Source organism: Micromonospora sp. NPDC047134 (assembly GCF_040643455.1).
Classification (GTDB): Bacteria; Actinomycetota; Actinomycetes; order Mycobacteriales; family Micromonosporaceae; genus Micromonospora.
In genome coordinates this window covers 17,909-30,023 of sequence record NZ_JBEYUI010000024.1, presented here as the reverse complement: position 1 = coordinate 30,023, position 12,115 = coordinate 17,909, and the positions used below count along the sequence as shown (strand labels likewise).

The 12,115-nt window shown below is 68.8% G+C and carries 4 protein-coding genes; 1 reads left to right on the top strand and 3 read right to left on the bottom strand.

Annotated features, from left to right (window positions below):
* Positions 1 to 11: 11 nt before the first annotated feature.
* The 3 genes from ABZ795_RS23935 to ABZ795_RS23925 form a co-directional block, all read right to left on the bottom strand.
* Complete coding sequence (locus tag ABZ795_RS23935) at positions 12 to 1,424, bottom strand: trehalose-6-phosphate synthase (RefSeq protein WP_327024787.1); 1,413 nt, start codon at positions 1,422 to 1,424, stop codon at positions 12 to 14.
* A gap of 174 nt (positions 1,425 to 1,598) precedes the next feature.
* Positions 1,599 to 2,450: a DUF308 domain-containing protein gene (locus ABZ795_RS23930; RefSeq protein ID WP_357531953.1), complete on the bottom strand. Its 852-nt coding sequence runs from the start codon at positions 2,448 to 2,450 to the stop codon at positions 1,599 to 1,601.
* Between the two features lie 215 nt (positions 2,451 to 2,665).
* Positions 2,666 to 4,087, bottom strand: coding sequence for a serine hydrolase domain-containing protein (locus tag ABZ795_RS23925; protein WP_357531952.1), 1,422 nt, complete (start codon positions 4,085 to 4,087; stop codon positions 2,666 to 2,668).
* A gap of 456 nt (positions 4,088 to 4,543) precedes the next feature.
* Here ABZ795_RS23925 and ABZ795_RS23920 point away from each other — a divergent pair, with 456 nt between their 5' ends.
* Positions 4,544 to 11,995 (top strand): LamG-like jellyroll fold domain-containing protein, encoded by a 7,452-nt coding sequence (locus ABZ795_RS23920; RefSeq protein WP_357531951.1) that lies wholly within the window; start codon positions 4,544 to 4,546, stop codon positions 11,993 to 11,995.
* Positions 11,996 to 12,115: the final 120 nt, after the last annotated feature.

Genomic DNA, 12,115 nt, shown 5'->3' with positions numbered 1-12,115 from the left:
GTCCGCCGCCCTCAGCCGCCGAGCCGGGTCAGCAGCGATCCGCTCTGATCCAGGGCGGACAGGTAGGACCGGGCCCAGGCCCGGATGTCGTGTTCCCGCAGGTGGGCGCGCATGGCCTGCATCCGGGCCCGGACATCGGCCGGCTCGGCCCGCAGGGCCGCCAGCAACCCCTGCTTGAGCCCCTCCAGGTCGTGCGGGTTGACCAGGTACGCCTGCGACAACTCGGCGGCGGCCCCGGCGAACTCGCTGAGCAGCAGGGCACCGCCGTCATCCACCCGGGCGGCCACGTACTCCTTGGCGACCAGGTTCATCCCGTCCCGCAGGGGAGTCACCGCCATCACGTCCGCCACCCGGTAGAGGGCGGCCAGTTCGGTCCGGTCGAACGGCTGGGTCAGGTAGTGGATCGCGGGCTCACCCACCCGACCGAACTCGCCGTTGATCCGGCCGACCTCCCGCTCGACCCGGTCGCGGAGGATCTGGTACTGGCCGACCCGTTCCCGGCTGGGCACCGCCACCTGCACCAGGACGGTGTCGCGGACCTTGACGTGCCCGTCCGCCAGCAGTTCGCTGTACGCCTTGAGCCGCTGCTCGATGCCCTTGGTGTAGTCCATCCGGTCCACACTGAGGATCACCTGCTCCGGGCTGCCCAGGTCGTGCCGCAGCCGACCGGCCCGGTCGGACACCTCCGGCCGCCCGGCCAGCGCCGCCATCTCGTTGGTGTCGATGGAGACCGGGAAGGCCCCGATGCGCACCATCCGGTCCTCGACCGCGATCCGCCGGTCGGTGGCCGGCAGCCCCAGCACCTTGGTCACCAGTTGGGAGAAGTTGTGCGCCGCCTGGGCTCGCTGGAAACCGACCAGATCCGCGCCGAGCATCCCGCGCAGCAGTTCCGCCCGACGGGGCAACTGCATGAACAACTCCGGGGGCGGGAAGGGCACGTGCAGGAAGAAGCCGATGCGCAGGTCGGGCCGCAGGGCACGGAGCATCCCCGGCACCAGTTGCAGGTGGTAGTCCTGCACCCAGACCACCGCGCCGGCCTCGGCGACCTGGGCGGTCGCCTCGGCGAAGCGCTGGTTGACCCGCTGGTACGCGTCCCACCAGCGCCGGTGATGCTCGGGCTGCTCCACCGCGTCGTGGTAGATCGGCCAGAGGGTGGCGTTGGCGAAGCCCTCGTAGTGGTCGCGCAGGTCTTCGCTGGTCAGGGGGACGGTGTGCATACGTACCCCGTCGACGTCCGGCAGGGTGGGCGCGGGGCCGGTCCCGCCGGCCCAGCCGACCCAGGTGGCCGGGGTGTGTCTCAACAGGGGGTGCAGGGCGCTCACCAGCCCACCGGGACTGCGTCGCCACTCGCAGGCGCCGTCGAGCGCCACGTTGTCGTTGATGGGGAGGCGGTTGGCTACCACCACGAGGGAACTCTGTCGCATCTCGGGCATTCCGATCAGCAGGGGAGTGACCGCCACGAGGAGGAACAACCGGGGCAGTCAGGGGGGTGACGTGACGTACTACGGTATTCCTACTGACAGTAAGTTACACCACTGTTACATGCCTCGGAGCAGGCGGTCTCCGTCCCGGTATCCGGGCGGCTGCTGTGCGACGGCTCAGACGACCGCCCCATCGTCGGGATCGCGTTCCTCGTCGCCCGGGCGCAGCCGCCACACCAGGGTGACGAAACCGGCGAGGATGCCGGTGAACCCGAGCAGGGTGACCACCCCCCGGTCGGCCGGGATCAGGTCCGGGAAGAGGAACAACACGAACCCGAATATCACCGCTAGCACCCCGGCGGCGGCGTACTTCGAGACCCGGGGCAGGGGTGGGGGCGGCGGCGGCACGTAGCGCTCGTCGGCGTCCGGGTCGTCCGGCAGGTCCGCGCCGAAGGTGTCCAGGCCGTCCAGCAGCGAGGGGCCGTCCCCGTCGCGGGGGCCACGCCCCACGGAGACACCGGAGATGTCCCCCGCGTACGGCAACCGGCGCAGCGGGGTGGTGGTGGTCGGTCCGGCCGGCTCCTCCGTGCTCGGCAGCGTCGCCGTGGCGGTGCCGCCGGGGCGAGCCGGCGGATCATCCACGTCCTCCGCGGCCGGCCAGGGGTTCGCCCCGGTGCTGGGGGAGCTGTGGAACCCGGCGACGATCTGGGCCCACTCGGCGTCGATGTCCGGTTCCCTGGGGGCGGCCCCGGGCGGATTCTCGTCGGACAGCTGGTGCAGGTAGTCCCGGGCGGTGCTCAGGTGCGAGCGGTCCACGTAGAGCCGGTCGACCGGTCGAGAAGGCACCGTGGTGGTGCGGGTGACCGGGTTCAGATCCGCCGAGGGTTGCAGATAGGCGGCGATGCCGCCGGCCGCCAACACGTCGAGCAGGTGCTCGCCGACGCGTGGGTCGACGTCGCCGGCCACGGCGTACTCGCTCGCGTCGATCCCGTTGTCCCGTCGCCCCCGACGGGCTCCACCCGCTGACACCCGGACACCCTCCTCATCGCGCCGCGGCGCGCCCCGCGTCCAGCCCTGGGCGCCACTCACACGCCGTGCTCTGAATCGTGACACGTCCGGACCAGGTTCGGGGAGTGCCTTGTGGCGTGGGTACCTCGGCGCGTCCCGCACTCCTGGTCGAAGCGAGGCTCTTTGTCCTTTTGTGCGGGCCGTGCCAGGTGTGGGGTGTGCCGGAAGCAGGGCGTTCAGGCGCAGAGGTTGGCGACCGCTACCCGGACCGGGTCGGGGTTGGCCCAACTCCAGTTGGGGTGGGCGCGGTTGGTGAGCAGCACGAGCACGAGTCGGCGGCCGGGATGCACGAGCAGCGAGGTGCCGGTGAAGCCGGTGTGTCCGAAGGTGCCCTTGGTGGCCAGTCTGCCCATGAACCAGGGTTGGTTGAGCACGACGCCGAGACCGTGGTCGGAGGTGCGGTTGGGGCGTTCGGCGTCGACCGCGGGCAGACCGGCGTTGACGTTGGTCAGCATCCGCTGGGTGAGGGCCTCCGACAGGATCCGGGTGCCGCGGTAGGTGCCGCCGTTGAGCAGGAGCTGTCCGATGACGGTGAGGTCGGCGGCGGTGGAGAAGATGCCGGCGTGTCCGGCGATCCCGCCGAGGTGGTTGGCGACATCGTCGTGCACGATGCCGCGCAACAGCCCGCGGGAGGACCGCGCGTCGGTGGCGACGAGCCGGGCGGCCTGATCGGTGTTGCTGAGCCAGGTCTTGGGGTTGAAGCCGGTGTCGTGCAGGCCGAGCGGGCCGGTGATGCCGGACTTGAGGGCCTTGTCGAGTCGTTGGCCGGTGAGATTCTCGACGAGTTGGGCGGCGACCATGAGCCCGACGCTGGAGTAACGGAAGACGGTGCCGGGGGTGGCGCCCTTGATCAGCGGGGTGGCGAGTACGGCGGCGCGTCGGGCGGCGTCGTCGGGCAGACCGGTGACCTTGGCGCCGACGGGCAGCCCGCTGGTGTGGGCCAGCAGCATGGCGACGGTGATCTTGTTCTTGCCGGCACCGGTGAAGCCGGGCAGGTAGTCCACCACGGGGGCGTCGAGGGCGATCCGGCCGGCGTCGACCTGTTGCAGGGTCAGGATGGCGGTGAAAACCTTGGTCAGCGAGGCGGTGTCGAAGATCGAGTCGTGGCGCATGGCGACCTGTTTCGACTCGGGTAGCAGCACCGGGCCGGCGTCGTAGCGCAGGGCCTTGCCGACCGCGGCGCGGGCGAGGAGTTTGCCGTCGACCTGCACGTAGGCCACCGCGCCGGCGTACGCGGGGTGGTTCGGGTTCGCGCTGGTCGGTTTGAGGTGTCGGGTCAGCTCAGCGGTCAGGGCTCGGCTCAGCGGCGAGGGCGTACCGATACCGGCCTGCCCGCTCAAGCTGCCGCCGGCCGCCGCCTCGGCCGAGCTGCCGGGTGCCGCGCCGAGCGCCTCGCTAGCCGCCGCCGAGGGGGCTCCTGACGACGGCACCCCCGACGTGCCGGCGCCGGGACCGTGCGTTGCGGCGGGGCCGGCGGGTGAACCGGTGGCAGCAGCGGCATCCACCGTGGACGGCGAAGCCGGCTCGCGGCAGCCGGTGACGACAGCGGTGACCGCGGCCAGGCCAGCCCCCAGCACGGTACGGCGGTGCACAGACATGCGCCGCATCATGACAGGCGTGGATCGCCGGGCAAAGTCGACGCCCGGCTCGCCTGGTCCGTCCGCCGAACGGATAGTGATCATTGCCACACGTCCTGCTATTGACTAGGGGGCTGGGCCGTGTCGATAGCCGCAAGGCGGGCTTCACGGTCGGTGATCGGCGGGCGGTGTCGGACGCCCTCGTCCGAGGGGCGGACGGTCGAACGATTCCCCTCGTGACCTGCCCGGTGGGCCGAAAACGAAGTTGTCCTGCCGTGACATCGCCGACAGTTACTGCCTGATCGACTGAGGGTAGTCTGTCCGATTTGCATCATCGGTCGTTTGTGGTGCCCCTGGGGTGGCATTGCGCCGCCCTTAATGGTTCACAACGTCATCCGTCAATGTGTTGATCCCATTCGCCGCTCTCCATAGGCTGCGCTGACTTTCGCTGGGTTCTGCCTTACGGGGAGGCTGACTGTGCCGGAACAGTGGGTGCGTGGCGGCGTGTTCGTCGCGTTCGCGGGCAACGGATCCGTCCGCTGGGCGAGACGGATCGTGGTGGTGGCGCTGGCGGTGCTGCTGGCGATGACCATGTCGGACGTGCCTGTTCGGCCTGATCGAGCGGTGGCCGCGCCGGCCGCCGAGCCGAAACCGATCACACAGCCGAAGTCGGCGTGTCCGGAGGACCGGCCGGACGAGGTGTCGGCGGCGGTGGCCGCGCGGTTGTGCGGTGAGCGGGTCGAGGTGGCGAACCGGCGGTCGGAGACCGTGCAGGTCTTCGCCAACCCGGACGGCACCATGACGCAGGAGCAGGCGCTCGCCCCGGTGCGGGTGCGCCGGGGGGACAGCACCTGGGTGCCGGTGGACCTCACGCTCGAGCGCCGGGCCGACGGCACGGTGGCGCCGAAGGCACACGCCCGCGACCTCACTTTCGCCGGCGGCACCTCGGCCGAGGGCGAGCACGAGGTGGTGTCGTTGGGCTCCGGCGCGGAGCAGTCGGCGCTGGCCTGGAACGGTCCGCTGCCCGAGCCGGTCCTCGACGGCCGGACCATCACCTACCCGCAGGTCCGCCCCGGGGTCGATCTGGTGTTCCACGCGCACGCGAGTGGCTTCGAGCAGCACTTCGTGGTGAAGGAGCGGGCCGGGCTGGCGCAGGTGCGCAAGCTGACCCTGTCGATGCGGACGGGCAAGCTCACCGTTGCCGGTGACGGCATGGGCGGTCTGGTGCTGCGCAACTCCCGGGGCAAGCAGGTCGGTCGGGCGCAGACGCCGATCATGTGGGACGCGGAGGTCTCGCCGCACTCCGCCCAGCACCTCAACGTGGCGCCGGTCAAGCTGCGTACGAAGGCGGCCGGCAAGGGCCGTACGGTGCTGGAGTTGACCCCGGACGCGGAATTCCTGGCCCGCGAGGACCTGACCTTCCCGGTGACGATCGACCCGCCGACGTCGTTGTCGCCGGCGTTCGACGCGTTCGTGCAGAACTCGTTCTCCAGTGACCAGTCCGGGGCCAGCGAACTGCGCCTCGGCTACTCCAACGACGGCGGTTCGTTCACCGCGCGTTCGTACCTGCGGTTCAACACGACGGGCTTCGCCGGCAGCAAGATCATCACGGCGAAGTTGCGGTTGTGGAACTTCCACTCCTGGTCGTGTACGGCGGCGTCGTGGGAGGCGTGGCGTACCGACAACGTGACCTCGACGGTGCGGTGGACCAACCAGCCGACGGCGCGGGCGAAGGTCGGTACGTCGACCGAGACCAAGGGTTACAACTCGTCCTGCAACGACGGCTACGTCTACATCGAGGTGGGCGGGGCGTTGCAGCATAGTGCCGACAACAGCCTGTCCAGTGCGAGCGTGATGCTGCGCGCCACCTCCGAGTCGGCCACCGCCGGCTGGAAGAAGTTCGACTCCGCCGAGGGCACCCGTCCGCCGCTGGTGACGATCACCTACAACAGCACGCCGACGGCGCCCACCGCGCTGGCCGTCGCGCCGTGTTACACCGCCTGCGGGGCGGGGGCGCGGACCGCGTCGTTGCGGCCGACGTTGTCGGCGAAGCTGGCCGACGCCAACGCGGGGCAGACGTTGCAGGCCGAGTTCGAGGTACGCAACAAGAGCACCCTGGCCGTGGTGTCGACCTCGGGGCTGCGGTCGGGTAGCCCGGCGTGGACCAACGGGTCGACCGCCTCCTGGCAAGTGCCGGTGAACCTGGTCAACGGCACCGAGTACGAGTGGCGGGTGCGCGGCAAGGACCCGCACACCTACGGTGCCTGGACGGGGTGGACCACGTTGACAGTGGACACCACCAAGCCCGGGGTGCCGTTCGTATCGGCGACGATCTATCTCGACGACGGGCAGCCGCACGGTGGTGCGGAGGCACCTGACACGTTCACGTTCACTCCGGCGGCCGGCACCACCGACCTGGCCGCGTTCGTCTACAAGCTCGACTACGAGGCGAGCGCGACGACGGTCGCGGCCACCGGCGCCAAGTCGGTGACCCTGCGCCCCCGCGACGGCCAGCGCACACTGACGGTGCAGGCCAAGGACTCGGCGGGCAACCTGTCGGATCCCAACATGTACGTCTTCTCCGCCGGTGATGCGGCACTGGCGCAGCCACTGCCCGGCGCGACCATCGTCAAGCGCACCAAGCTGGAGGTCACCACCCCGGTGACCGGCTACACCCGGGCCTACTTCGAGTACCGGCGAGGACCGGGCGGTGCGGTGCTGCCGATCCCGTCGGCGAACCTGACCTCGGCCACCGGCGCGCCGATCTTCGCGACCGCCGCCAGCCCGGTCGCCCTGTCATCGCTGGGCGGGTACGCGATCTGGAACGCCACCGACACCCTCGGCCTCACCGGTGGTGTGGTGGAGGTGCGGGCGCGGCTCTACACGGCCAGCGGTAGCACCCCCGCGTACACGATTCCGTGGGTGCAGGTGACCGTGGACTCCAGCGGAGCCAGCGCGGCCACCACTGAGGTCGGTCCGGGATCAGTCAACCTGCTCTCCGGCGACTATTCGCTGTCCGCCACCGACGCCGACGAGTTGGGCCTGTCGGTGTCCCGGGTGTCCTCGTCACGCAAGCGTGGCGATGGCTATCTGCCGATGGCCGAGCGGCTGACGCCGAATCAAGAGCAGATCTCCACCAACCTGACCGGCTTCACCGTGCCGACCACCTCGTCGGCGGTCCGCTCCACCGCACGCGGTCAGGGCGAGACCACCCCGGCCGACTCGTTGGAGATCACCCCGGTCACCACCAGCAGCAACGACACCTACGTGGCGGTCGGCGGTGACGGCGGCGCGATGCGGCTGGGCATGACCGCCGGCAAGACGTACCGGATGACCGGGTGGATCTTCGTGCCCGCCGCGACCGGCCTCGTCCCCGAGAACACCCATCGGGGGCTGCGGATCGTCGGTATCCACCGGGTCGGCAGCACCTACACCGAGGTCGTTTCGCCGATGGCCGCCTACACCGAGGGGTGGCAGGAACTGTCGGTGGACATGACCGTCCCCGTCGGCGCCACCGAGGCGTTCTTCCGGCTCTACAACGGCGCCCAGGGCGGCTCCGGCCGCAGGGTCTACTGGGACAACCTCTCCTTCACCGAGATCGTCGCCCCCTTCGGGCCGGCCTGGAACGGCGGTGCCACCGGTGGCGCGGCGGACGTCGACTACACCACGCTGGAACTGCCCGAACCGTCCCTGGCGATCGTAAACACCTCGGACGGTGGCTGGATCACCTTCGCCAAGAACGCCGACGGGACGACGTTCGCTCCGGAGCCGGGTGCGGAGGGCATGGAGTTGAGCCGAGTGGGCAGCACCGTGTACCGGCTGTCCGAGCTGGACGGCTCGATCACCGAGTTCACCCAGCAGGGCGGGGTATGGGCGGCCACCTCATCGTGGACGGCGGAAGCCGACACCACCACCCGCTACACCTACGAGACCAGCGGTGATCGGCTACTGCTGAAGAAGGTGATCAACCCGGTCGAGCCGGGCGTCGACGACACCAACAGTTGCGCCGCCGCCACCTTGGTCCGCGGCTGCGAGGTGTTGGAGTACGAGTACGCCACCGCCACCACCCCAGGGCTGAGCCCGACCGTCTTCGGTGACCACATCGACCGGGTCACCGGCGTGAAACTCTGGGCCTGGGATCCGGACACGTCCGCGGTGACCGCCACCCATATCGCCCGCTACGCCTACGACAACCTGGGCCAGCTCCGCGAGGTCTGGGATCCCCGCATCACCCCGGCACTGAAGACCAGTTACGAGTACGCCGACGGCCGAGTCGTCAAGGTCACCCCGGCCGGTCAATTGCCGTGGCACTTCGATCACGGCAACCCCGACGTCGACTCGGCGGCACTGCGCTGGGATCTCGACGCCGGATCCGGCACCGCCGTCGCCGACTCCTCGGGCAACGGACGCAACGGCACCATGGCCAGCGGCGTGATCTGGGGTCAGGGCAACGATCCTGACAACCCCGCCGACCGGGCCGCAGTCTTCACCGGCGGCTCCGGCCAGCAGATCAGCGTCTCCGGATCGGCGCTTTCCAACACCTCCTCCTATACCGTCTCGGCCTGGGTACGCCTGAAGAACAAGACCGCCAACCGCACCGCCGTGTCCAAGGACGGGTCGCGTACCAGCGGCTTCTTCCTCAACTACGTCGCCGCCGACGACCGGTGGGCCTTCTCCCGGGTCAGCGCCGACAGTGACAGCGCCACCCCGATCCGGGCCACCTCCAACACCGCGCCCGTCGCCGGCCGGTGGACCCACCTGACCGGCGTCTACGACACCGCCAGCGGCCGGATGAAGCTCTACGTCGACGGCGTACTCCAGAGCACCACCGCCGCGGTCGGCGGCTGGAACGCCACCGGCAACTACGTCATCGGCCGCGCCAAGTGGGCCGGCGCCGCCGCCAACGTCTGGGACGGCGAAATCGACGACGTACGTATCCACGGCAAGGCCCTCACCGACGACCAGGTCGCCGACCTGGCCGGCGACGAGAACGCCGGCCGACTACTCCGCGTCCGTCGCACCGCCCTGCAACAAGGTTCCAAGACCGTCACCGACGGTGAGATCGCTGCCAACATCGTCTACAACGTCCCGCTGACGCAACTCGGCGGTGGTCCGTACAACCTGAACGCCACCGCCATCGCGGCGTGGGGCCAGGTCGACCTGCCCACCGACGCCACGGCCATCTTCGGACCGGAGGACGACCCCGGCCGCAACAGCGCCACCCCGGCCGCGCCGGGCAGCATCGGCTACCCATACGCCACCGTCCACTACCTCGCCGCCGGCGGCAAGGAGGTCAACACCGCGACCCCGGGGGGTCACATCGACACCCAGGAGTACGACCGGTTCGGCAACGTCATCCGCACCCTGGAAGCCACCGACCGGGCACTGGCCCTCGGCGTGCTGCCGAACGCCGACACCTACCTCGCCGAGCTGGGCCTGGCCGGCTCCGACACCGCCACCCGGGCCCTGGCCCTGTCCACTGTCAATACCTACAGCACCGACGGCATCGATCTGCTGGAGACCGTCGGGCCGACCTCGACACTGGTGTTGGAGAACCCGCTGGCAGACCCCGACGGCAGCGGGCCGCTGGAGGCCATTCCCGCTGGCGCGACGGTCATCGGCCGAGCCCGCACCGTCAACACCTACGACGAAGGCAAACCGGACGGAGCCACCTATCACCTCGTCACCACCGAGAAGTCGGGTGTCCAGATTGTCGGCTACCCCGATGGCGATGTACGAATCACCGCGACGAGCTACGGTGCCGAGTACGGCGGGGTGTCCGGCTGGACGCTGAGGAAGTCGACGAGGCAGACGGTCGACGCGACGCCGGGTGGCAACAACCTGAGTTCCGGGGTCGTGTATGACGCCACCGGCCGGACGGTCAAGGTGGTGGGGGTCGGCTCGTCCGGATCAGATGCCGGGACGCGGGAGGCGATCCACTACACGGCCGGCCCGAACGGCAAGGACAGCGCGTGCGGCAACAAGCCGGAGTGGAGCGGCAAGCCGTGCGTGACCCGGGCCGCCGGTGCGGTGACCGGGCACGACCCGGCCCGCATGACCACCAACCTCCCGGTCCGGCGGATCGTCTCCTACACGCGCTATGGCGACGAGGCCGTCGTGACCGAGACGGAGGCCGGCAAGACCCGAACCGTCACCACAACGTTCGATGCCGCGAACAGGGTGATTGGCAAGGCGATTACCTCCGACGAGGGCGTACCGATCCCGACGGCGACGATCACCTACAGCCCGACCTCGGGTGACGCCACGGTCACCACAATGGATGGGGCGACCATCAGTCGGGAGTACGACCTGCTGGGCCGGCTCGCGTCGTACACCGACGCCGACGGTGGGACCACCGTCACCGAGTTCGACCGTTTCGGTAAGCAGATGAAGGTGTCGGACCCGACTGGTTACAACACGTTCGCCTACGACCGGGTGGCCGAGCCACGGGGTCTGCTGACCAGCGTCACCGACAGCATCGCGGGCACCTTCTCGGCGAAATACTCGCCGGACGGTCAGATCATCGAGCTGAAGTACCCCGGTGGGCTGACCCGGACAGACCGGCTGGACGTGAACCTGCAGCCGGTGGAGCGAACGTACACCCGCGATTCCGACGGCGAGATCATCTTCTCCGAGTCGGTGATGACCAACGCTACTGGTCAGTGGCTGGAGCAGACCTACACCGGTGGCAGCAAGACCTACCGCTATGACCGGCTGGGGCGTCTGATCCGGGCGCAACACGACAGCGCGATGACCGAGGGCTGCGTTACCCGGGCGTACGCCTATGACGATCGGACGAACCGGACCGGCAGTTCGCTGTTCGCTCCGACCTCGGAGGGCGAGTGTGACGAGTCGACGGCGATTGCGACGCGTAGCCACACGTACGACACTGCGGACCGGTTGACTGACGACGGGTACGTGTACGACACCTTCGGCCGCGTCACGGGGCTTCCGGGGGGTCTGGCCCACAGCTACTACACCAACGACCTGGTGCAGCGTCAGCAACTGGACGACGCGCGCCAGACCTGGACCCTGGATCCGGCGCACCGGTTCCGAGCCTTCACCACCGAGACGTTCGTCGACGGCAACTGGGTGGGCGCGACGTCGAAGCTGAACCATTACGGCGACGACACCGACAACCCGCGCTGGATCATCGAGGACACTACTGCGGGCACCCTGACCCGAAACGTGTTCGGTCCGGACAACGACCTGGCCGCTACCACCTCGGCGACCGGCGATGTCGTACTGCAACTGATGAACCTGCACGGTGGCATCGTGGCGACGGTGAACACCGAGCTGACCGAGCCGGAGCTGTTCGATCACGACGAGTTCGGCGTGCCAATGGCTGGCCAGGCCAAACAGCGGTACGGCTGGCTGGGTGGCAAACAACGCTCCGGTGAGGCGATGGGGGACGTCATCCTGATGGGCGTCCGCCTTTACCACACGGTCACCGGCCGATTCCTCCAGATGGACCCCATCCAGGGGGCAAGTTGCAGTGCGTATGATTATGTGTGCGCTGATCCGGTGAACCGGACGGATATCGGCGGTGCGAGGCCGGACGACGGTGGCGCCAAGAAGAGGAGTCCATGTTGTGCCACCAAGAAGAACAAGAAATGGCGCCACTTCGCGTACGATACCTGGAGTTATTCGAGGTGGATCTCGTCGCGTTACGACAAGCTGAATTCCCGGATGAAGGCCTTTATCAAGGAGACCGTCGGTAGGTATGGTGGCTTCGGTGTCGTTACCATCGACAGTATCAAATACCAATACCGGTCCCGTCGCAAAATTGAGCGTCGATGCAGGGGTGGATACTGGGAGTACCGGTACTTCAACCAGCGTCAGGAGAGAGTTCGTTCTGTGCTGAGCATCGTGTTCTGGGGTGATCAAACTGTCACCAGTCGGTGGGGTAGTGGTAGTTCCAGTGGCTGACGGAGCGGGGCAACGACTGGAGGAACTGTGACTGGAAGACCTCTCGTCAGTGGCATATTGCTCATTGTGAGCATCGTGTGTGCCTACGTCAGTGACCGAATCGCTCGACAAAAGGGCGTT

Bases quoted from the DNA above. Each gene is read 5' to 3' on its own strand.
- ABZ795_RS23935 (WP_327024787.1), bottom strand. From the start codon at position 1,424: ATGCGACAGAGTTCCCTCGTGGTGGTAGCCAACCGCCTCCCCATCAAC.
- ABZ795_RS23925 (WP_357531952.1), bottom strand. From the start codon at position 4,087: ATGTCTGTGCACCGCCGTACCGTGCTGGGGGCTGGCCTGGCCGCGGTC.